The sequence below is a fragment of the Pseudomonas graminis genome, from assembly GCF_004364335.1.
GTDB classification, from domain to species: domain Bacteria; phylum Pseudomonadota; class Gammaproteobacteria; order Pseudomonadales; family Pseudomonadaceae; genus Aquipseudomonas; species Aquipseudomonas graminis_D.
In genome coordinates this window covers 311360-332632 of sequence record NZ_SOCR01000001.1, presented here as the reverse complement: position 1 = coordinate 332632, position 21273 = coordinate 311360, and the positions used below count along the sequence as shown (strand labels likewise).

Genomic DNA, 21273 nt, shown 5'->3' with positions numbered 1-21273 from the left:
GCAGCGCTGATCGACTGCTGATTGCGCCACACGCCGCAGACTGAAAGAGGAAACACCATGCAACTGGTCAATAAACGCGCGGTCATCACCGGCGCAGGCAGCGGGATAGGTGCCGCCATCGCGTGGGCGTATGCCGAGCAGGGCGCGCGCCTGGTCCTGGCCGATCGCGACGCCGTCACCCTGGCAAACACCGCCCAACACTGCCGCGAACTGGGCGTCGAGGTGGTTGAAAGCGTGGGAGATGTCGGCACCGTCGAGGGCGCACAGGCCAGTGTCGATGCCTGTGTTCAGCACTTTGGCGGCATCGATATTCTGGTCAACAACGCCGGCATGCTCACCCAGCGCCGCTGTGTCGACCTGACCCTGGACATGTGGAATGACATGCTGCGCGTCGACCTGACCAGCGTGTTCATTGCCAGTCAGCGCGCCTTGCCGCACATGCTGGCGCAGCGCTGGGGCCGCATCATCAACGTCGCGTCACAGTTGGGCATCAAGGGCGGCGCCGAGCTGACCCATTACGCGGCGGCCAAGGCCGGGGTGATCGGCTTTACCAAATCCCTTGCCCTGGAAGTGGCCAAGGACAACGTGCTGGTGAATGCCATCGCGCCGGGCCCGATCGAAACGCCGCTGGTGGCCGGGATCAGCAGCGCGTGGAAAAGCGCCAAGTCGGCGGAGCTGCCCCTGGGGCGCTTTGGTCTGGCGGAAGAAGTGGCGCCTGTCGCCGTGCTGCTGGCCAGCGAGCCCGGGGGCAATCTGTTCGTCGGCCAGACCCTGGGGCCAAATTCCGGCGATGTGATGCCCTGATTCCCACGAACGAATCAAACCGCAACGAATAACCCAGGCGCTAAAAAAGGAGCGAATAACCATGTGTGGACTCTGCGGCCTGCTGGGCGAAGACGTGCACTGGAGCGACCCGCTGGGCGACGAACTGCCCCGACGCCGCGAACGCCTGCGCCGGATTGCCGCGATCAACACAGTGGTGGCGCCGTTTCGTTTGAAGGTCGAAGACTTTCAAGGCGTCTCCTATCTGCTGCTTGGCGCCACCGGCAAGCAGGAATTGGCCAGCGGCCTCGACCAATTGTGGCAACGGGCCGAGCAATTGATCGGGCGCCCGCTGGACCCACTGGATGAACGTCTGCTGGACCATCTGGAGCAGCACCCATGAGCATCGCGCTGAACGTCATCACCGGTTTTCTCGGCAGCGGCAAGACCACCTTGCTCAAGCGCCTGCTGCAGGACGAAACCCTCGGCGACACGGCGCTGCTGATCAATGAGTTCGGCGACGTCGGCATTGATCACCTGCTGGTGGAAGAGGTCGCGCCGGACACCGTCCTGCTGCCCAGCGGCTGCGTCTGTTGCTCGATTCGCGGCGAACTGCGAGACGCGCTGACCGACTTGCTTCAGCGCCGCGCTCGAGGCGAAGTGCCGGCCTTCCGACGCATCCTGCTGGAGACCACCGGACTGGCCGATCCGGCGCCCATTCTGGCGACGATAAACAATGACCCGCACTTGCGCGGACGGGTGCATGTCGGGCTGGTGGTGACCGTGGTCGATGCCAGCCACGCAGCACTGCAGGAACGCCTGCACCCGGAGTGGATGGCCCAGGTCGCCGCTGCCGACCGACTGCTGATCAGCAAGACCGACCTCGCCGATGACGAGGCGCTGCAAACGCTGCAGCGGCGTTTGCAGTCGATCAATCCTGCGCCGGTGCTGACCACGGATTCCATTCAGAGCGGTGATCAACTGCTGCTCGGTGACGGGCTGCACAGCGGTGAACCCGCGCAGGAAGTCGCGCGCTGGCACCTGATGGCCGTGCGCTCGACCGCCGCCCGTCACGGCGAGGCGCAGGTCTGCTGCCTGACCTTTGAACGCCCGCTGGACTGGGTCGCGTTCGGGGTCTGGCTGTCCATGCTGCTAAGATCCCACGGCGAACGAATCCTGCGCGTCAAAGGACTGCTCAACGTGAACAACAGCCACGCCCCCGTCGTTATTCATGGCGTGCAGCATTGCCTGCACGCGCCGGTGCACCTGCCGCAATGGCCCGGCGACGACCACCGTTCGCGGTTGGTGTTTATCGTGCGTGGGCTGGATACCGTGCTGCTGCGCCGCTCGTTCGAAGTGTTCATTGAACGCCTGGCGCCGGCACCCCGGGAAGCGCTGGCATGACGGTAACGCTGCGGGTCCTGGGCACCTCGGTGACGCTGCTCGAATCCCTGCGGGTTCGCGCCGAAGAAGACCTCGGCCTCAAGCTGGTGTATCAGGTGCATGACGTGCAGACCGCCCAGCGCATCGCGGTCATGCAGCCCGACAGTTACGATCTCTATGACCAGTGGTTCCACAACGTGGATTTCGTCTGGCCCGCGCGGGCCATCCAGCCCATCGACACGCGCCGCGTCGCCCTGTGGCACGAAATCAACGACCTGCCCAAACGCGGCAGGCTGTCGGCCAGTGACCGGCTCGGCAGCGGCAGCGTGCCCAGCGAGCGTCTGTTCGTGCAGCACGACGGCAGCCTCGGCAGCGCGGTGAGCGAACGGATCAGCATGTTGCCGCTGACCCACAATGCCGACAGTTTTGCCTATCGACCCGAGCGCCTTCCCGCCGGCTTCAGTCCGGCGGACGAAAGCTGGGGCTGGCTGGTCGATCCGGCGTGGTGCGGGCGGGTCGCGCTGCAAAGTGACGCGGCCATTGGCGCGCTGGACGCCGCACTCGCCGTGCAAGGCGCGGGCCTGGCGCAGTTCCGCGACATCGGCAACCTGAGCATCGAAGAGATCGACGTGCTGGCCGACATCCTCGTGCGCAAGCAGGGGCAGGGCATGTTCGGCGCGTTCTGGTCCGACGATGAAGAAGCGGCGGAGCTGATGTTGCACCCGACGATCGACATCCAGAGCTTATGGTCGCCGACCCTGGTGCGCTTGCACCGCGCCGGCGTGAAATACCGCGTCGCGGTCCCGCGCGAGGGCTATCGCGGCTGGTTCGGCGGGTTGTCCCTGTCGCGCCATGCCAAGGGCGCGGTGCTCGATGCGGCCTACGCGTACCTGAATTGGTGGCTGTCCGGCTGGCCCGGCGCGGTCATGGCCCGCCAGGGTTATTACATAGGCAACCCGGCCCGCAGCCGCGAACACCTGAGCGCGGCCGAGTGGGATTACTGGTACGCCGGATTGCCCGCCCGCGAACAACTCATGGGCAGCGACGGCCTGCCGCTGATCGACATTGGTGAAGTCCGCGATGGCGGCTCCTACGAGGAGCGCATGGGCCACATCGCGGTGTGGAACGCCGTCATGGATGAACACAACTACCTGGTGCGCCGCTGGGGTGACATCTCGCGGGCTGGCAGCAAAGGCTCCCGCAGGCAGTGAGGCGCTCCCGCAGACGGTGAACCGGGGTTTGCGGACCGCAGCACTGGCACGCTGACACAGTGGCAAGCCGTCTGACTCATCGAGAAACACATTCACAAGCATCGATTACTCATGGACTATAGGCGCCATTTGGCGCGCCCCTCATGGGGCCAGCGCTCGTAGCTTCAGGATCCTGTGAATGAACATCAAGATTGACGCGCTGATCGCCCGCAAGATCGGCTTCGCCTCCCACCAGAATGCCGTTCCCCTCGTGCGTGAATTGAGCCTCTGGAACCAGGAAGAAACCGCCCTTGAAAACCTGGTGCTGACCTTAAGCACCGACCCGGAGTTCGTTGAAAGCCGAAGCTGGAATATTGACCGCATCCATGCCGGTGATCGCCTCAGCATCTCTGATCGCGACATCAAGCTGAACGCCGGTTACCTGTCCGGTTTGACTGAGAGCCTGAACGCCGACGTGGTGATGCGCGTGTCCCAGGGCGAGACGGTGCTTGTCGAACAGCGCGTCCCCACCGAACTGCTCGCCCGCACCGAATGGGGTGGGTTGAGCGCGATGCCGGAACTGCTCGCCGCGTTCTGCATGCCCAATGACCCTGCGGTGGACCGCGTGCTCAAAGCCGCTTCCCAAGTCCTGCGCCGTGCCGGCAAGAAAGACGGCATCGACGGTTACGAAAGCAAATCCCGCACGCGCACCTGGGAGCTGGCGTCCGCCATCTGGTCGGGGGTGTGCAGCTTTCAACTGAGCTATGCGTTGCCGCCCGCCAGTTTCGAGCAGCAGGGCCAGAAAATCCGACCGCCAAGCGTGGTGCTGGAAAACGGCGTGGCGACTTGTCTCGACACCGCACTGCTGTTTGCTGCTGCGCTGGAACAGGCCGGGTTGAATGCATTGCTGGTCATGACCAAAGGCCATGCGTTCGCTGGCGTCTGGTTGCAGCCTCAGGAATTCTCTCAGTTGCTGACCGATGAAGCGTCGGCCGTGCGCAAGCGTCTCGATTTGAAAGAGATGCTGGTGTTCGAGACGACCCTCGCGACTCAGGCGCCTGCGCCGAGTTTTTCCCGGGCAGTGGCCGCCGCCGAGCGCGAGCTCAACGACGAGCAGTTCATCATGGCCATTGATGTGCACCGCGCCCGGATGCAGAAGATTCGTCCGATGGCGCTGGTGTCAGCCGCCAACCCAGTCGATGGCACCGAGGAAGCACCGCCCGTGATTGAAGGGCTGGAGGAAGCGCCGTCGCTGCCGGGGTTCGATGTCGAGATCAATGAAGACGCCTCGGGCCCGGCCGGAAAACTGACCCTGTGGCAACGCAAATTGCTCGATCTGACCACGCGCAACCGGCTGCTGCATGTGCCGGACAGCGCCAAAGGTGTGCGTCTGCTGTGCCCCGATCCGGCGGCCCTTGAAGACCTGCTCTCCAGCGGTCAGCGCATCCGCGTGGTGGCCGTCCCCGATCTGAAAAGCAGTGGCCGTGATGAGGCTTTGTACGAGCAACAGAACAACGAAAGCCTGGTCGACGAAGTCGCCCGTCAGGCACTGGCGCGCGGCGAAGTCCTCGCCAGTCTGGACAAGGTCAAGCTGGAAGCCACGCTGATCGACCTGTTCCGCAAGGCCCGCAGCGATCTGGAGGAAGGCGGGGCCAACACGCTGTTCCTCGCCATCGGCTTCCTGAAATGGAAGAAAAGCGCCGATGACCCGAAAACCTATTCCGCGCCGCTGATTCTGCTGCCGGTCAAGCTTGAACGTAAAAGCGCCTTGTCCGGGGTCACGTTGAGCCTGCTCGACGAAGAACCGCGTTTCAACCTGACCTTGCTTGAGCTGCTGCGCCACGATTTCGAGCTGCTGATTCCCGGGCTGGACGGGGAGCTGCCCAGCGATGGGAGCGGCATTGATGTCGCCGGCATCTGGAACAGCGTACGCCGGGCCGTGCGCGATGTGCCCGGCTTCGAGGTGAGCACCGAGCTGGTGCTGGGTACCTTCTCGTTTGCCAAATACCTGATGTGGAAAGACCTGAACGCCAACGCGGCCCAGCTGCTGCAAAGCCCTCTGGTCAAGCATCTGCTGGACCCCGACGTAGCCGGTGAGGGTTTTTCCGGTTCGGCCGAATTCCCCCGGCCCGAGCGTCTGGATGCGACCGTCACGCCGGCTCAGCTCTTTGCACCCTTGCCGGCGGACTCCTCGCAATTGGCAGCGGTCGTGGCGTCGGCCAACACCCACAGTTTTGTCATGGACGGCCCGCCCGGCACCGGCAAATCCCAGACCATCGCCAACATGATCGCCCACAACCTGGCCCTCGGCCGGCGTGTGCTGTTTGTGGCAGAGAAACGCGCGGCCCTTGACGTAGTGTTTCGTCGTCTGGCCGAAAAGGGCCTCGGCGATTTCTGCCTGGAGCTGCATTCCAGCAAGACGTCCAAGGTTGAAGTGCTCAAGCAACTGGACCGCGCCTGGGACGTCAGTGAGGCGTTGAGCACCGAAGAATGGGAGCGTGAAGCCGCGCGGTTGCAGACCCTGCGTTCACGGCTCAATCAACTGGTCGACGTGCTGCACCGACGCTGGAATAACGGCCTGACCCTGCACCAGTCGATCGGTCGGGTGGTTCGCGACCACAGCCCTCAGACGCCAAGGCTGGCCTGGGAAACGGGCACGCAACACGATGGCGCCGAGTACGCCGGGTTGCTGGATCTCGCCCGTCGTCTGGGGCTCAACGGCAGCGCCGCTCGCGAGCTGTCAGGCAAATTCGGTGCCCTGGCGCAGACCCAATGGTCGAACGCCTGGCAGGCACAGATGGCCGGTGCCGCACGGGAAGTGCCCCAGGCGCTCGATGAATTGAATGCCACCAGCGAACGGCTGTTGGCACTGACCCTCGTGCCGTTGCCGGTGGCTGAAGTGGCTCAGGTCCGGCAGCTGTATGATCTGGCAGCGCGGGTGCTCGAGTCCCATGGCCTGAACCTGTCATTTGCCTTTGCACCCGACGCTGCCGCGCGTATCGAGGCGGCCCGGCGCAGTTGCCAGTTGCTCGAAAGCTATCGGGAGCTTGAAGAAACCCTGTCACTCGATTACGCCGATGAAGCGTGCCGTCGTGTACCGGTCGCGCAACTGCGAAACGAATGGCACGAAGCCGAGGGCAAGTTCTGGTTCCTGGCGACCCTGGCCAAGAAAAAGGTGGCGAAGCAACTCGCCTCTCTGGGTGGCGCGGCGGGCCTGCCGGACACCGTTGGCGACCTCGCCATTTTTGAGCGCCTTCAGGCTCAGCTCGTGGAACTGGACAGGTTGGCCAGCGACATGCAGTCGATCCCTGGCTGGCAAGGCCTGAAAAGCGATCCGGTGCGCACGCTGCAGGCCGTGACCCTGGCCGAGCATTTGCGCAAAACGCTGATCGGGTTGGCCGAATCCCCCGAACACCTGGTTGCGTTGCGCGGCGCGGTTGCGCGTCTGGTGATCGACGCGAACGACATGCTGGCGCCGAGTGGGCAAATCGCTAACGCCTGCTCGACCTTGCAGCAGGCGTTGTCCCGCGTTGAGGCGGCCACACGGTCGTTCGCCGGGCTGGCGTGCATAAGCACTGAAACGTCCCTGAGTGTGGCGACACTTCGGGCGACGTCTCTCGCCATACAGCAGCAGGAAGAGCAGCTCAAGGCGTGGTGCGACTGGTGCCGCGTGAGGGAACAGTCGGCGCAAGCAGGCTTGGCGAGTCTGGCTAAGGCACTGGAAGCTGGCAGCCTTTCGCCGTCTGCCACCGAGGAGACCTTTGTCACGGCCTATGCCCACTGGTTCGCAACCCAGGGCATCGACGGCGAACCCTTGCTGCGCAATTTCGTGGCGGCCGAGCACATGAGTGACATCGGCGCGTTCGTGCGCCTGGACGACGAGCTGGCGAAACTGACCGTGCGCTATATCCGCGCCAAACTGTGCGGCTTGATTCCGTCCAAGAATGACATTCCCAAAAGCAGCGGCTTTGCCATTCTCAAGCATGAATTGCAGAAGTCGCGCCGGCACAAACCGGTCCGGCAGTTGGCGATCGAGATGGGCGATGCGCTGAATCGCCTGGCGCCGTGCATGCTCATGAGTCCGTTGTCGATTGCGCAATTTTTGCCTGCCGATCAGCCGCCATTCGACCTGGTGATCTTCGACGAGGCGTCGCAGATCGCGCCGTGGGACGCCATCGGCTCGATTGCCCGGGGCAAGCAGGTGATTATCGCCGGTGACCCCCGGCAGATGCCGCCGACCAACTTCTTCAGCCGTGGTCCGAACGCGGGCGACGACGACACCGCCGAAGACATGGAAAGCATCCTCGACGAATGCCTGGGGGCAGGGGTGCCGAGCCACAGTTTGAGCTGGCACTACCGCAGTCGCCATGAAAGCCTGATTGCCTTTTCCAATCACCGTTACTACGACAGCAACCTGATCACCTTCCCGGCGGCGGAAACCCGCGCCAGCGCGGTCGAGTGGCGCAAGGTGGAGGGCGTGTACGCGAAAGGCAAGGGGCGTTATAACCAGGCCGAAGCCCAAGCCATCGTCAATGAGACCGTGAAGCGCCTCACCGACCCTGCGTTTGTGGCGGCGGGGTATTCCATCGGCATCATCACCCTCAACTCCGATCAGCAGAAGCTGATCAACGACCTGCTGGACGCGGCCCGCAAGCAATACCCGCAGATCGAGCCGTTCTTCCAGGACACCCAGACCGAACCGGTGGTGGTCAAAAACCTGGAAACGGTCCAGGGCGACGAGCGTGACCTGATCATGCTCGGCATTGGTTACGGCCCCACCGAACCCGGTGCGCCGGTGATGTCGATGAACTTCGGGCCGCTCAACAAAGACGGCGGCTGGCGCCGGCTCAACGTCGCCATCACCCGATCGCGGCGAGAAATGCTGGTGTTCACCTCGTTCGATCCGTCGATGATCGACCTTAACCGCACCAATGCCCGCGCCGTGCGCGATCTGAAGCACTTCATCGAGTTTGCCCAGCGTGGGCCGAAGGCGCTGGCCGAGGCGGTACAAGGCTCGGTGGGCGGCTATGACTCGCCGTTTGAAGAGGCCGTGGCCGAAGGGCTGAGGCGTCTGGGCTGGCAGGTCGTTCCGCAGATCGGCGTGTCACGTTTCCGCATCGATCTGGGCATCGTTCACCCGGATCGCCCGGGCGATTATCTGGCGGGTGTTGAATGCGACGGTGCCACCTACCACAGCGCGGCCACTGCGCGGGACCGGGACAAAGTGCGCGGGGCGATTCTCAGTGGCCTGGGCTGGAACCTGCTGAGGCTGTGGTCCACCGACTGGTGGGTGGATAAACAGGGGGCCTTGCAAAAGCTGCACGTCGCGCTGAACGATCTGCTGGATCAATCACGACGGGACATCGCTGCCGAGCGGGCCGATGAGGCCGTGGTTGCCCCGCTTCTGGTCAACTTCGCAGCATTACCGGAACCTGAAGCTGCGGCTGACGACGAGGTGAATGAAACCCCGATTGGTTAGGTTGATGCGCTGGCCGAGCCTGAGCGGACCCTTGTTGTATTTGCTTGATTTCCCGGCTAAAGCCGGTCCTACGTTCGAGTTCACGATCAACTCACTGACGGCACCCGGTTTCGTAGGACCGGCTTCAGCCGGGAAGAGGCCAGTGCAAGCGCCATCACTTTTGCTGTGTGGCGTCTGACGCTTTCCCGGCTAAAGCCGGTCCCACCTTGTTGCCTCAGCCCCGGCTTACACCGGGGCCAGGCTTCAAACGACCGGTTAAAGGTCGGTGATCTCTTTGTGGCGCGGTACCAATGTCTTCATCACACTCCACGCCACCAGGTAGGCGAGGGCGCAGATCGCGAACATGATCATGTAGCCGGTGTGAATGTCGTTGATCGACTTGTAGTAGTCGAACACCCAGCCGCCGATCTTGGTCATGACCACGCCGCCCAGGCCGCCCGCCATGCCACCGATGCCGACCACGGACGCCACGGTTTTCTGCGGGAACATGTCGGAGACGGTGGTGAAGATGTTGCAGGACCACGCCTGGTGCGCGGAAGCGCCGACACCGATCAACAGCACGGGCACCCAGAAGCTGATATAGCCGAACGGTTGCGCCAGCAGCACCACCAGCGGGAACAGCGCGATCACCAGCATGGCTTTCATCCGGCCGTCATACGGCTTGTCACCGCGAGCCATGAAGTAGCTCGGGAACCAGCCCCCGCCAATGCTGCCGACCATGGTCATGCTGTACAGCACGAACAGCGGCAGCACGATGGCCTGGCCTTTCATCGCGTACTGGGCCGACAGGTAGGTGGGCAGCCAGAACAGGAAAAACCACCACACGCCGTCGGTCATGAACTTGCCGAAGGCGAACGCCCACGTCTGGCGATAGGTGAGCAATTTGAACCAGGACACTTTAGTGGCAGGCGCGCCCGGCAGCGGGGCCGCCTTGACTGACTCGATTTCATCGCTGCGGATGTAAGCCAGCTCCTCGGCCGTCAGGCGCTTTTGCTGACCCGGCTTTTCATACAGCGAAATCCACACGCCCAGCCAGACGAAACCCAGCAGGCCAACCACGATGAACGCTGATTCCCAGCCCCAGAATGCCGCGATAAGTGGCACGCAAATGGGCGCCGTGATTGCGCCTACGTTGGCGCCGGAATTGAAGATGCCGGTGGCGAAGGAGCGTTCTTTTTTCGGGAAATATTCGGCGACCGCTTTGATCGCGATCGGAAAGTTACCGGCCTCGCCAACCGCCAGCACGGCCCGCGCCAACATGAAGCCCGCAATAGACACCGGAAGGGCGGCGAACCCAAGGGCGGTGGTAATCGCGCCAATGCCTTGGCCCAGTGGCACCGCAAACGCGTGCAACACCGCGCCGGTGGACCAGACACTGATGGCCACCACGAAAGCGGTTTTGGTGCCAATCCTGTCGACCAGCCGCCCGGCGAAAATCATCGAGATGGCATAGACGAACTGAAACACCGAGGCAATGTTGGCATAGTCGGTGTTGCTCCAGCCAAAGGTCGTGGACAGCTCCGGCGCCAGCAGGCTGAGCACCTGACGGTCCAGGTAATTGACCGTGGTGGCGAAAAACAGCAGCGCGCAGATCGTCCAGCGATATTTGCCGACGGACCGGGTGGCCGCCTGGGTAATGCTTTGTGGGTGGGTAGACTCGTTCGGGATCATGGCATCACTTTTTATTATTGGAGGGATAATGCGCGCTTGCCGGATGTGGCAAACACACGCACATACGTCTCCCAGGCTCGAGAGCTGGAGTCAGACGGCTAGCAAGTGCTCTGTGTAAGTGTTCCGGGCGGCGTGACGGGCGGCCTTGGCGCGCCATGGCAGCGCAAGGTCGGCGAAGCGCCTTTGAAACGGGTGTTCGGGGCGGGGACCCACGTCAGATTCATGGTGTGACCGACATTCTTATTATTGGGGTAACCGACGGTAATCGTCTGTCGTCGTACAACACTGTAGGTATAGCGAGCGTTTCGGCAGGCTGTCAATGTTTGGAAGCGAAACAATTCCATTCGCAGTCGGTGTGGTGCAGGACGGGCAGGCCCCAGCCGGGGCCTGCCCCCTTGCCTTCGGCAGTCGCAATGGCTGCGCACGAGGCCGGGCGGGCGGCTGCCGGTGCTCAGCTTCCCGTACCGGCACTGACGAAATCTGATCGCGTCTTGCGCCGTGAGGATCAGACCGCCGTGTGCATGAGTTCACGCACACGAGCGGCCAGTGTTTCAATGGCGAAGGGCTTGGTCAGCACATGCATGCCAGGCTCAAGTTGGTTGGCGCCGATGGCCGCGCTTTCGGCGTAGCCGGTGATGAATAGCGTCTTGAGTCCCGGACGCAGCTCCCGCGCGGCGTCCGCCATCTGGCGTCCGTTCATCCCGCCGGGCAAACCCACATCGGTGACGAGCATGTCGACCCGCACGTCCGAGCGCAGCAGCTTGAGTCCGCTGGCACTGTCCGCCGCCTCCATGACTGAATAGCCCAGCTCGCTCAGCACCTCTGTCACCAGCATGCGCACGGTGGGTTCATCATCCACAACCAGGATCGATTCACCAATGCCTGCAGCCTGAGTGGCGGCATCCTGTGTGTGCGCTTCATTGGAGCCGGGATTTCCGTGGTGGCGGGGGAGGTAGATGGACAGCGTCGTCCCTTGTCCGACTGCGGAGGCGATGCGAACCTGCCCCCCTGATTGCCTGGCGAACCCGTAAATCATCGAGAGGCCCAGGCCGGTGCCCTGGCCGATGGGTTTGGTGGTGAAGAAGGGGTCGAATGCCTTCGCCACGACGTTGGCCGGCATGCCGGTCCCGGTGTCGGTCACGCTAAGGGTCAGGTATTCGCCCTCGGCGACCTCCAGCAGCGGTGCTTCCGCTGATCCCACGACCTGACAGCGGGTTTCAATGGTAATGCTGCCGCCGTCCTGCATGGCATCCCGGGAGTTGATGCACAGATTCAGCAGCGCATTTTCCAGCTGGCTCGCGTCGACCAGGGCGACGCAGCTGTCCGGCGATCCGACGGTCTGCACGGTGATGCTCGGCCCCACGGTACGCCGGATCAGCTCGGTCATGCCCTCGACAAGGCTGTTGATTTCGGTGGGCCGGGGATCGAGTGTCTGTCGACGGGAAAATGCAAGCAGCCGGTGAGTCAAGGCGGCGGCACGTTTGGTGGCGCCTTGTGCCGTCGTCAGGTAGCGCTCGACATCCGTCAGACGACCCTGGGCAAACCGTGCACTCAGCAACTCCAGGGAGCCCGAGATACCCGCCAGCAAATTATTGAAGTCATGGGCAAGCCCGCCGGTGAGTTGGCCCACGGCTTCCATCTTTTGCGACTGACGCAGCTTTTCCTCGGCCTGCATCAACGCTGCGGTGCGTTCAGCCACGCGCTGTTCAAGGGTCTCATTGAGGGTACGCAGGGCGGCGGTGGCGAGGTCGCGCTGGGCTTCGACCGAACGCCGCTCCTCCACATCGATCAAGACACCGGGAAAGCTCAGGGGAACACCTTCGTCGCTGAAATTGACGCGGCCGTTTGCCTCGATCCAATAGTATTTGCCGTCGGCACGACGGACCCGGTATTGATGGGCGTAGGCGCCTCCGCGACGAATGGCTTCGTTGATCGCCGTCATCAGGCCCGCCCGGTCTTCCGGATGCACGGTCGCCACCACTTGCTCAAGGCTCAGGCCCTCGTAGCCCAGCACCGGGTCGAGGCCAAAGGCTCGGGCGAACGCTTCGTCGACGGTGAAACTGTCGCTGGGCAAGTCCCAATGCCAGGTGCCGAAAATGGCTCCGGCCGCGAGGGCCAGCTGCACACGTTCGACGTTAGCGCGGGCGATGGCTTCGCTCTGACGCAGACGTTCTTCGGCATCCCGCCGCCCCGTCACGTCGTTGAAGATGATCGCAATCTGACATTCGGCGGGATCGCCGACGGGCACGGCGCGCACGTCAAACCAGCGCTGAAAGGCCTTGGCGTAGCTTTCGAAGGTGGCCGGCACACGGGTCTTGGCCACCCGTCCATAGGTGTCGAACCAGAATTGCTCCAGATCCGGGGCAAATTCCCTGACCCATTTTCCGCGCAGGTTGACGCCAGCCTCGCGTTCGAATGCCGGATTGGCTTCCACAAAGCGATAGTCGACCGGGTAGTCGTTGGCATCGAACTTGACCTGAACGATGGCGAAGGCGGTATCGACCGTCTCCAGGATCGTCCTGAAGCGCTCCTCGCTTTGCCGCAGTGCGGCCTCGGTGTCGCGAATCGGCGTGAGATCAAGCATGGCGCCGATCATGCGCACGGCGTTGCCGTGAACGTCGCGGATGACGTGCCCACGGTCGAGGACCTGAGCGTAACTGCCGTCCACCCGGCGAAACCGGTACTCGTCACTCCAGCCGGTCTGCCTGCCGTCTATCACGTCATGGATCGAGGCGACGATGCGCTGCCTGTCATCGGGGTGAATCTGCGCGATCCACCAGTCGCCGGTCATTTCGACCGTGGCGAGGGGATGGCCGTAGACCCGTTCCAGCGCGTCGTTCCACAGGACGTGGTTTTCTTTGAGGTCCCAGTCCCAGATCGCATCGTTGGTGGCTTTTACGGCAAGGCGGTAGCGTATCTGCGCGTCTTCGATCGCCTGCCCGGCAACCTCTTCAGCGATGCGCTCGGCCGCACTGTCGAGCACGCCCTCGACAACGTTCCGTCGTGTGCCGGTGCAAAGACTGTCCAGCCTCAGGGCTTCACTTTGCTTCAATGCCGACCGCAACTGCATGACTTCAGCCTCAAGGGCTTCCCGGGTCAAATGCTTCAACTTTCCACCTGCAAACGTAACGTTATGACCTGAGGTCGGCGATGCGCCATGCGCCATCCGGGACTGCGCCAGCTGGCTGATCCAGCAGTATCGGCGGCCAGCGTTTTACGCTGCATGCTGGCAGAATGCAATTTGGCTTTCAGAAAGGACTCGGGCAGAAAGACAAGGTTCCGGCCAGCGGGATGATTCGCCATACACGGCGCTTGAGCGGGACCGGCTTTAGCCGGGAAGCGGCCAGCGTGTACGCCATCCATTTTGCGGTATGGCTTGGGCCGCCTTCCAATGGGTTCAATGATTGAGGGCGGGCTCTGTCGGTGATGCTAAATTGCGCATTGGCGTATCGAAGACCCGCGTTCTTCGTGAGATAACGTTGCCCCACTCCAAAAGGGACGCCTCCATTTCATGTTTCCGTACATCGCCAGCTACCTATTGTTCGCCGCAATTCTCGCACTGGTCGATCACCTGGCCGATAAACCACTGTTTATCCGCACTCATCTAAAGCATTTCCCATGGAAGCTGAACTACAGCTTTCGGTGGTGGGGGGTCCAGGAGTATTGGGCTGCAGTGACGGTGATATCGATGTGTGCCTTGGTGTTTCTATTGTTTTGGCATTGTGTAGGAGGTGCGATTCACCGCGATGCCGATCAACTGTTGTACCTGCCAATTGCGCTCGGATCCACGGTGATAGCAGCGCGCCACTTCAGGTTGGTTGAGAAATTCAGAGCCAGCGGGTGGTGGATCACGCTGCTGGTGGCGCTCCCAACGTTATGTCTGGGGATCTATGCCAGTGCGCATGCCGATTCCTACATCCTCAACGTGACACGCGTTGACCCTGCGAAATTCCCAGTTGCTCAGAAAGCGCTGACCAGCCTGATATTGGTCACTCTTTGGGTTCTCATCGGAGTCGTGTCCCTGAGTGTGGTTGTCGTTCTAGTCTCCATTATCCTCGCGGCACGGACGCCGACATTCATCGGTTTGGTGATGCGCGATCGGGTCAAGCTCATGGCATGGGAAAAACATGCGCTGGGCACGGAGGAAAAAAGGCAGCGAGTGATGCTTGCAATCATCTTCGCGGGGTCCACCCTTACCGCCACCATTGCGATGAATTTTCTTGAATACATCGCGCGCCATGTGGAGGGCGCACTTCAGGAAACCCTGGTGTTCTCATCCTTCCACCTCCATCCCAGGGATTGTGCAATACCCGGTTGGACTCGCGATGCGTGGGTGGCGCTGATCGACGACAGTCACGCGGTGTTGGCGGAACACACTGCGAACGGCTATCTGTTCAGGACAGTAACGTGTGAGATGCAGACGACCAGCGCGCTAAAGCGCGGGGTGATGGATCGTCTGAAACGGGATGATTACCGCTGAGGGAAGCAGCCTGGGCGTGGTGCCCGCGCAGGCGAAATGACCGTCGGCGGGCCCACGACTCAGAGCGGGTCCAACTTAGAACGGACGCAGCGGGAGAAACGTGCCGTCCAGGGTAATGACTGCGCGATGGCCGCCTTCAGGGTCTTCAACTTTCTTCATGTTCAGCTTGACCTTGCCGCTATGGAAAGGTCTAGCGTGACGGCTTCGTTTCTACCCTCACCCAGGATGTCCCGTCATGAAAAAGATTGCCGCCGTTGTCAGCGTCATTGCATTGCTTGCCGTCACAGCCGTCAGGGCTGACCAGAAGGAGGACGTCAAACAGATGCATGAGGCCTATCAGCAATCAATGGGCGCCATGAAAGACGATATGCATCACGGCATGATGAGCGACGACCCCGACGTGGCGTTTGCGGCCGGCATGCTCCCGCACCACGAAGGTGCAGTGGAGATGGCGAAGATCGAGCTGAAATACGGGAAGGATCCGGAGATGCTGGAGCTGGCGCGCAAGATTGTGGCGGCGCAGGCGGCGGAAATCGCGCAGATGAAGAAGTGGCTGAAGGCGCATCCGGCTCAGTAAGGGCGCAAAGTTCTGCGCCCCTGACGGGGAGCGCAGACAGCGGGGCAGCGCAAGGAATGCGCTGCCCCGGGCGTATCAATGGGTGATGTTCGATTCGATTTTCTTGCCCATGCTGATGCGCGGTTCGGTTGAGTAACCCATAGACTCATAGAACGCCTGGACGCTTGCATTGGTGCTGACGATCTGCAGGTTGATTTTCATGCACCCCCGCAATGTCAGGGCGTGCTCTGCATGACGAACCAACTGCATGCCTACGCCTTTTCTGCGATGAGCGGGGTGCACCGCCACCGCATACAGCCATCCACGATGGCCGTCGTAGCCGGCCAGAACGGTCCCCGACACTTCGTTGTTCGTCATGGCAACAAAAAAGAGACCGTCCGATACCGCCAGCTTCTTGTCGATGGCGAGGCGGGGCGTGTTATGGGCGGTTTCGTAACCGAACACGGCGTTCCAGAGTTCGATCACCGCCAAGCGATGAAACGTGTCCGAATAGTCGGTAATGGCAACCATGTGCAGACCTTTGTTCAGAGGAGTGGGCGATGAGACCTTCTGCGCCGGTAGTCGCGACCTTATCGTCCCGAGACCAGTGCCAACCGACACGCTAGGCCCAGAAAGACCGCACCCAGTACCTGATTGAGGCGCTTGGCAATGCGGGCATTGGCCGCCAGCTTGTGCCCGAGTTTACTGGCGAGAAGTATCACTGCGCCGTTCACCAGTAAACCGATGACATTCAAAACGGTGGCGAATATAAGCATCTGCGCGACCAGCGAAGCTTTCGTCGGATCAACGAACTGCGGAAACAACGCCAACACGAACAGTGCCATTTTCGGGTTGAGCAGATTGGTCACCAACCCCTGCCGGAAAATACTCGGAAGCGGCGTGGGCGCGAGGTCGGCATCTGCCTGCAGCGGCGATGGGGCGCTGAACGCTTTCCAGGCGAGAAATACCAGGTAGGCAGCCCCGGCGAACCGCACCGCGTCGTAGGCAGCGGGGACATTGATCAACAGTTGAGAGAGCCCGAGTGCGGCAGCCAGCGCGTGACAATAGGTGCCTACCTGAATGCCCGCCAGGGAAACGAAACCTGACGCTCTGCCCTGGCTCATGCTCCGCGATGCGATCAAGAGCATGTCCGGGCCCGGTGTCAGCGTGAGCGCAAGGCAGGCGCCCGCGAAAAGCAGTAATACCGAGAGATCAATCATCAAGTTCCTTCCCGTGGCGATACGAACGGCGTGTGCAGGCACGCATGTTACCGGACGGTGGCGCTTTTCTGGAGGGCTTTGCGGGAGGACGTCATTCAGTGGCGCCAGGACCCGTGGGGCAATTCAATGTGCCTTTCTGCCTTGGCCAGTGCGGTCTTCAGCGCCTCCTTGTTCAGCGGAATGCAGTACGCCGGCTTGGAGCGTTCAATTCGCCAGCTTTCGTCACGGCGGCAGAATGCGGCTTTTACGCAACAGCAGCGGAGCGCCTGGCTGTCGCCGCAGAGGGTCGCCAAGCATGTCGCTGCTCTTGAGCATGGACTCGGCGCGCCCTCTACACCGACACCCGGCAGCGAACGGCCAAGCTGCGCCGATTCGTTGATGCGGCACTGGCGCGTTTTGGTTAAGCCGTAGCGGGCGAGCACACTCAGGGATTGCCAAGGATCACGTCTTCGCCGGGTCGCCAGCTGGCACCGGAGCGTCGATGCGCAGCCCGTCCCATACGCCCATCACATGGGTGATTGCGGCGTCCAGTGTTTCAACCGTCGCGCCATCGCGGGCCAGTACCGACATGCCCAGCATGAAGCTGTCGAACACCGTGGCCAGCGCGACCGGCGCCACCGTTGCAGGCAGTTCTCCCGACGCAATGGCCCGTTCGATACAGGCGACAATGGCAGCACGGTTCAAGGCTCGCGCCTCCGCCAGCGGCTGGGAGATGGTTTTGCTTTCTTCCGTGGACGCACTCAGCAAACCCAGTGACACCAGGCAGCCCTTGGGATGACCTGTCTCGCATTGCATTTGAGCCGAGCACCGCAGCGTGCGCTCGATCGCTTCCCTGGGGGCGAGCGCGGTGTCGAACAGGCTGTCGGTCACGCGGCCATGGGTGTTCAGGTAGCGCGCCATGACTTCGTTGAACAGCGCCTGCTTTGAGCCAAACGCTGCATAGAAGCTCGGCGCGGTGATGCCGCCGCCGATGCTTGCCTTGAGCTGGCTGAGTGACGTTGCGTCGTAGCCATGTTCCCAAAACAGATGCAGTGCCTGGGTGATTGCCACGTCACGGTCGAACGTGCGCGGTCGTCCCATCTGAGCCATATGGACCTCCATTCAAGTCACATAAATACTAGTTGATACATAAGTGATTGACTACCCGACTTTGGCTCTCTAGATTGCTACCGATCAGTATATTAGTCGGAGGATCGAATGATGACCCATGAGGGAAATACCACCAGGCTCCCGTACGGGGCGCTGCTGGCGCTGGCCATGACCGGCTTTATCTGCATTGTGACGGAGACTCTGCCGGCAGGGCTGTTGCCTGAAATAGGCGATGGCCTGGGCATTTCGGCGTCGTTGGCAGGCCAGATGGTGACGATGTACGCCCTGGGGTCGTTGCTGGCCGCCATCCCGCTGACCATTGCCACGCGCAACTGGCGGCGCAGGACGGTGCTGCTGGTCACTGTCGTCGGGTTTCTGCTGTTCAACTCCATTACGGCGCTGTCTTCGGTTTACTGGCTGACCCTGATCGCGCGATTTTTCGCAGGGGTGTCGGCGGGGCTGGCCTGGAGCCTCATTGGCGGCTACGCGCGACGCATGGTCGAGCCCGCCTCACAGGGCCGCGCCATGGCAGTCGCGATGGTGGGTACGCCGATCGCGCTGTCACTGGGCGTGCCCCTTGGCACCTGGCTGGGCGGGGCAATCGGCTGGCGGATGTCGTTTGCCGTGATGTCCGGATTGACCCTGGTGTTGATCGCCTGGGTGCTGATCAAAGTGCCGGACTACCCGGGTCAATCATCTTCCCGGCGCATGCCGCTGCGTCAGGTCTTATTCACGCCGGGCGTGCGTCCCGTCCTCGGCGTGGTGCTGACCTGGATGCTCGCCCACAACATTCTCTACACCTACGTCGCGCCCTTTGTTTCCCTCGCCGGGTTGGGTGCCCATGTCGATCGGGTGCTGCTGGTGTTCGGCATTGCTGCGCTGGTCGGCATCTGGGTCGGAGGGCGTCTGGTCGATCGTCATCTTCGCACCGCGGTGTTGCTGAGCCTCGCCACCTTCGCCGGGGTTTCGGTGTTCTTCGGGATGTTCTCGGGTTCTGCCTCGGCGATCTACTTCGGTGTCTTTGTCTGGGGCCTGACCTTCGGCGGCGCCGCCACACTGCTGCAAACCGCGCTGGCTGACGCCGCAGGTGAGGGCGCCGATGTGGCCCTGTCGATGAACGTGGTCGTCTGGAACAGCGCGATTGCCGGCGGCGGGCTTCTGGGTGGCGTGCTGCTCGGTCACTGGGGTGCGGGCGCCTTTGCGTGGGTGATGGTGCTGGTGCTGCTGATGAGCCTGGCGATTGCGTTCCGCGCGCGGAGTCATGGATTTGTGCAGGGCGAAAGAGTCGCCGGTGAGAGGGTCGCTGCTCATTGAGCCGTGCCTCGGCAATATCCTGCATATCTCGGGGTCCGCTCACTGACCGGCACAATCTGCAGGACAACAAACACCACCTCGAACACCGTAAACCCAAGAATCAGCACACTCGCTCCCTGGCCGACCGCGTAAAGCTGCCACGTCGCGAACAGCGTTCGCGCCAGTGCGTCGTATAACCCCACGCGACGGCTCGGTTGCGCCAGGCGCCAGAGCGACCAGACCACCACCACGCTGCCGAGCAAATTGGCGAACAGCATTCCGCTGACGTCCAGCACGGGCACCGGTCGTTCCAGTGCCAACGCGCCTGACAGCGCGGAAAAGGCGCCGAAGACCCATGCGGCCGTCCAGGGCGTCATGAACCCCGCCGTCATTATCAAATCGTAAAAGGCGCTGCTTCTGACGAGGTGCCTGTTGGTCTTTGCGCTGATCATGATCTTCCCTCACAGTTGAGCCCGCAGGCTAAAGCCTGGTCCTTGGTCCAGAGTCAACGTGAGCATTGAGTGTCATGAAAATAGGCGAAGTGGCAGTGCGTGCGGGGGTGTCCGTGGACGCATTGCGTTTTTATGAAGAGAAAGGCCTGATCAAACCGCAGCGCAGTGCCAACGGCTATCGGCACTACCCGGAGGAGACCCTGCAGCTGGTGAGGTATATCAAGCTGGCGCAACAGCTGGGATTTTCGCTGAAGGAGATCGGCGAGAACCTGCCGTTGCTGTGGAACAGCGAGCAGGTCTCAAGCGACGTGCTGAGGGGATTATTCGCCGAGAAAATCGCGTTGCTGGACGAGCGCATCGCGCAGATGCACGCGCTGCGCAGTCTGTTGGCCGAGCGGGCGGGGCAGGTCTGTCCGCTGCAGGGGACTGGCGCCGCTGACGTGCCCTGAAGGACACGTCACCTCGCAATACACCGACGTCAGTTACGACGCCTTCAGTCGCACAGCGCCTGGCTGCGACGTATCGCTATCGGCCGCACCAGGCTCAGCAGTCCTGCCAGGGCCATGGCCGCGCCGACCCAGAGCGGCGAGCGCAAGCCCAGGCCCGCATCAATCGTCACACCACCTGCCCAACTGCCGAATGCCAGTCCGGCAGTGATGACCGAGGTGTGCATGATGTTTACCAGCGCGCCGGGCTCGGCCGCTTTCATGACGCGCGCGACCATCGCGGGGTTCAGCGCCACGCCGGTCAGCCCGAGGGCGAGGAAGCACATCAGGTTGAGCCACAGATGATCCCCGGCCAGGGCGAAGCCCGACAACGCAAGCACCATGATCGCCAGGCCCCAGCCGACGATCGCCATCATGTAGCGATCCGCCAGTCGGCCCACCACCCAGTTGCCCAGCACGTTCGCGACGCCATACAGCGCCAGCAGCGGTGCGACGAATTTTGGCGCCACACCGACTTCCTGAATCAGGATGGGCGTGCAGTAGCTGAACGCGGCGAAGGTGGCGCCGATGATTAACCCGCTGGTGAGGTATGCCGCCCAGAGGGGCGGATTCTTCATGTCGGCCACTTGTTGGCGCAGTGGCGGTTCGCTGCCATTGGCGCTCGCCGGCAATCGCTTGCTCGCCAGCACCGTGCAAAGCATCGCCAGCACCACCACCAGCCAGGCGCTCGCCCTCCAGCCGAAGTGTTGCTCCACCCATGTGGTCAGCGGCACGCCCACCACAGGGGAAAGCATTAGCCCGGCAAGGACCACCGACACCGCTCGGCCGCGTCGTTCCGGGGTGACCAGACCTGCGCACACCGTCATGCACAGACCGATACAGACGGCACTGGCAATGCCCATGACCACGCGAGCAGCGGCAAGCACGAGGTAACTTTGCGCGGCCGCGGCGATTGCGCCGGCCACCACATAACAGACGAGCAAAGCGATCAACGAGCGTTTGTTGCTGACGCCTCTGGACAGCAGCAGGACGGTCACAAGCGGTCCGCCGATCGCCATGCCCAAGGCGTAGAAGGCGATGAGGTTGCCGACCTGGGCGAGACTGACCGAGAACGCGTCGGCCAGCGCGGGCATCATGCCGGCGACCATGAATTCGGCCGTCACCAGCGAGAAGATCGTCAGGCCCAGAAGGTAGACGGTGGAAGGGAGTTTGCTGCGGCTGGACATGGGGTTCCTGAGGGGTAAAGAAGGCC

At 62.3% G+C, this 21273-nt stretch carries 16 protein-coding genes and 3 pseudogenes; 10 read left to right on the top strand and 9 right to left on the bottom strand.

The window, feature by feature from the left end; all coding sequences use genetic code 11:
- Positions 1 to 57: 57 nt before the first annotated feature.
- From EC919_RS01425 to EC919_RS01405, 5 genes are all read left to right on the top strand, one after another.
- Positions 58 to 804, top strand: a complete 747-nt coding sequence (locus EC919_RS01425) for an SDR family NAD(P)-dependent oxidoreductase (RefSeq protein WP_133770504.1) — start codon at positions 58 to 60, stop codon at positions 802 to 804.
- A gap of 61 nt (positions 805 to 865) precedes the next feature.
- On the top strand, positions 866 to 1165 hold the full coding sequence (locus EC919_RS01420; protein ID WP_133770502.1) for a hypothetical protein: 300 nt from the start codon (positions 866 to 868) through the stop codon (positions 1163 to 1165).
- Entirely contained in the window at positions 1162 to 2166 is a 1005-nt protein-coding gene (locus EC919_RS01415) for a CobW family GTP-binding protein (protein ID WP_133770500.1), read from the top strand. Before EC919_RS01420 ends, EC919_RS01415 begins: the two co-directional genes overlap by 4 nt.
- Complete coding sequence (locus EC919_RS01410; protein ID WP_133770498.1) at positions 2163 to 3356, top strand: ABC transporter substrate-binding protein; 1194 nt, start codon at positions 2163 to 2165, stop codon at positions 3354 to 3356. The genes EC919_RS01415 and EC919_RS01410 overlap by 4 nt, the downstream gene beginning before the upstream one ends.
- A gap of 178 nt (positions 3357 to 3534) precedes the next feature.
- A complete protein-coding gene (locus EC919_RS01405; protein WP_133770496.1) occupies positions 3535 to 8814 on the top strand; it encodes a DUF4011 domain-containing protein in 5280 nt (1759 codons plus the stop codon).
- A gap of 255 nt (positions 8815 to 9069) precedes the next feature.
- On the opposite strand, the gene EC919_RS01400 is transcribed toward EC919_RS01405, so the two are convergent.
- Entirely contained in the window at positions 9070 to 10485 is a 1416-nt protein-coding gene (locus tag EC919_RS01400; protein ID WP_133770494.1) for an MFS transporter, read from the bottom strand.
- A 505-nt stretch (positions 10486 to 10990) separates the two neighbouring features.
- Complete coding sequence (locus EC919_RS01395) at positions 10991 to 13651, bottom strand: hybrid sensor histidine kinase/response regulator (RefSeq protein WP_133770492.1); 2661 nt, start codon at positions 13649 to 13651, stop codon at positions 10991 to 10993.
- Positions 13652 to 13996: 345 nt separating this feature from the next.
- Between EC919_RS01395 and EC919_RS01390 the strand changes: the two genes are divergently transcribed.
- Positions 13997 to 14965, top strand: a complete 969-nt coding sequence (locus EC919_RS01390) for a hypothetical protein (protein ID WP_133770490.1) — start codon at positions 13997 to 13999, stop codon at positions 14963 to 14965.
- A 75-nt stretch (positions 14966 to 15040) separates the two neighbouring features.
- Here EC919_RS01390 and EC919_RS01385 read toward each other — a convergent pair.
- Positions 15041 to 15133 (bottom strand): annotated as a pseudogene (locus tag EC919_RS01385) (cyanase); the annotation flags it as partial.
- 67 nt (positions 15134 to 15200) lie between these two features.
- On the opposite strand from EC919_RS01385, the gene copM reads away from it, so the two are divergent.
- Positions 15201 to 15542: a CopM family metallochaperone gene (copM, locus tag EC919_RS01380; protein ID WP_133770487.1), complete on the top strand. Its 342-nt coding sequence runs from the start codon at positions 15201 to 15203 to the stop codon at positions 15540 to 15542.
- 75 nt (positions 15543 to 15617) lie between these two features.
- Here copM and EC919_RS01375 read toward each other — a convergent pair whose 3' ends face one another.
- The 3 genes and pseudogenes from EC919_RS01375 to EC919_RS27325 form a co-directional block, all read right to left on the bottom strand.
- Positions 15618 to 16052, bottom strand: a complete 435-nt coding sequence (locus EC919_RS01375) for a GNAT family acetyltransferase (RefSeq protein WP_133770485.1) — start codon at positions 16050 to 16052, stop codon at positions 15618 to 15620.
- 59 nt (positions 16053 to 16111) lie between these two features.
- Positions 16112 to 16741 carry a LysE family translocator gene (locus tag EC919_RS01370; protein WP_133770483.1) on the bottom strand — a complete coding sequence of 210 codons (630 nt, stop codon included), beginning with the start codon at positions 16739 to 16741 and terminating at the stop codon, positions 16112 to 16114.
- A gap of 95 nt (positions 16742 to 16836) precedes the next feature.
- Positions 16837 to 16965 (bottom strand): annotated as a pseudogene (locus EC919_RS27325) (NADP oxidoreductase); the annotation flags it as partial.
- Between EC919_RS27325 and EC919_RS27715 the strand changes: the two are divergent.
- Positions 16957 to 17068 (top strand): annotated as a pseudogene (locus EC919_RS27715) (helix-turn-helix domain-containing protein); the annotation flags it as partial. The pseudogenes EC919_RS27325 and EC919_RS27715 overlap by 9 nt on opposite strands.
- Before the next feature lie 114 nt (positions 17069 to 17182).
- On the opposite strand, the gene EC919_RS01355 reads toward EC919_RS27715, so the two are convergent.
- Positions 17183 to 17830, bottom strand: a complete 648-nt coding sequence (locus EC919_RS01355) for a TetR/AcrR family transcriptional regulator (RefSeq protein WP_133770481.1) — start codon at positions 17828 to 17830, stop codon at positions 17183 to 17185.
- A gap of 108 nt (positions 17831 to 17938) precedes the next feature.
- On the opposite strand from EC919_RS01355, the gene EC919_RS01350 reads away from it, so the two are divergent.
- On the top strand, positions 17939 to 19144 hold the full coding sequence (locus EC919_RS01350; RefSeq protein ID WP_133770479.1) for an MFS transporter: 1206 nt from the start codon (positions 17939 to 17941) through the stop codon (positions 19142 to 19144).
- Here EC919_RS01350 and EC919_RS01345 read toward each other — a convergent pair.
- Positions 19138 to 19575, bottom strand: coding sequence for a hypothetical protein (locus tag EC919_RS01345; protein WP_133770477.1), 438 nt, complete (start codon positions 19573 to 19575; stop codon positions 19138 to 19140). The genes EC919_RS01350 and EC919_RS01345 overlap by 7 nt on opposite strands.
- Before the next feature lie 74 nt (positions 19576 to 19649).
- Between EC919_RS01345 and EC919_RS01340 the strand changes: the two genes are divergently transcribed.
- Positions 19650 to 20024, top strand: a complete 375-nt coding sequence (locus EC919_RS01340) for a MerR family transcriptional regulator (protein WP_133770475.1) — start codon at positions 19650 to 19652, stop codon at positions 20022 to 20024.
- A gap of 44 nt (positions 20025 to 20068) precedes the next feature.
- Here the strand turns inward: EC919_RS01340 and EC919_RS01335 are convergent, their stop codons facing one another.
- Positions 20069 to 21247 (bottom strand): MFS transporter, encoded by a 1179-nt coding sequence (locus EC919_RS01335; RefSeq protein ID WP_133770473.1) that lies wholly within the window; start codon positions 21245 to 21247, stop codon positions 20069 to 20071.
- Positions 21248 to 21273 lie beyond the last annotated feature (26 nt).

Bases quoted from the DNA above. Each gene is read 5' to 3' on its own strand.
- EC919_RS01425 (WP_133770504.1), top strand. From the start codon at position 58: ATGCAACTGGTCAATAAACGCGCGGTCATCACCGGCGCAGGCAGCGGG.
- EC919_RS01420 (WP_133770502.1), top strand. From the start codon at position 866: ATGTGTGGACTCTGCGGCCTGCTGGGCGAAGACGTGCACTGGAGCGAC.
- EC919_RS01415 (WP_133770500.1), top strand. From the start codon at position 1,162: ATGAGCATCGCGCTGAACGTCATCACCGGTTTTCTCGGCAGCGGCAAG.
- EC919_RS01410 (WP_133770498.1), top strand. From the start codon at position 2,163: ATGACGGTAACGCTGCGGGTCCTGGGCACCTCGGTGACGCTGCTCGAA.
- EC919_RS01405 (WP_133770496.1), top strand. From the start codon at position 3,535: ATGAACATCAAGATTGACGCGCTGATCGCCCGCAAGATCGGCTTCGCC.
- EC919_RS01400 (WP_133770494.1), bottom strand. From the start codon at position 10,485: ATGATCCCGAACGAGTCTACCCACCCACAAAGCATTACCCAGGCGGCC.
- EC919_RS01395 (WP_133770492.1), bottom strand. From the start codon at position 13,651: ATGGCGCATGGCGCATCGCCGACCTCAGGTCATAACGTTACGTTTGCA.
- EC919_RS01390 (WP_133770490.1), top strand. From the start codon at position 13,997: ATGTTTCCGTACATCGCCAGCTACCTATTGTTCGCCGCAATTCTCGCA.
- copM (WP_133770487.1), top strand. From the start codon at position 15,201: ATGAAAAAGATTGCCGCCGTTGTCAGCGTCATTGCATTGCTTGCCGTC.
- EC919_RS01375 (WP_133770485.1), bottom strand. From the start codon at position 16,052: ATGGTTGCCATTACCGACTATTCGGACACGTTTCATCGCTTGGCGGTG.
- EC919_RS01370 (WP_133770483.1), bottom strand. From the start codon at position 16,741: ATGATTGATCTCTCGGTATTACTGCTTTTCGCGGGCGCCTGCCTTGCG.
- EC919_RS01355 (WP_133770481.1), bottom strand. From the start codon at position 17,830: ATGGCTCAGATGGGACGACCGCGCACGTTCGACCGTGACGTGGCAATC.
- EC919_RS01350 (WP_133770479.1), top strand. From the start codon at position 17,939: ATGATGACCCATGAGGGAAATACCACCAGGCTCCCGTACGGGGCGCTG.
- EC919_RS01345 (WP_133770477.1), bottom strand. From the start codon at position 19,575: ATGATCAGCGCAAAGACCAACAGGCACCTCGTCAGAAGCAGCGCCTTT.
- EC919_RS01340 (WP_133770475.1), top strand. From the start codon at position 19,650: ATGAAAATAGGCGAAGTGGCAGTGCGTGCGGGGGTGTCCGTGGACGCA.
- EC919_RS01335 (WP_133770473.1), bottom strand. From the start codon at position 21,247: ATGTCCAGCCGCAGCAAACTCCCTTCCACCGTCTACCTTCTGGGCCTG.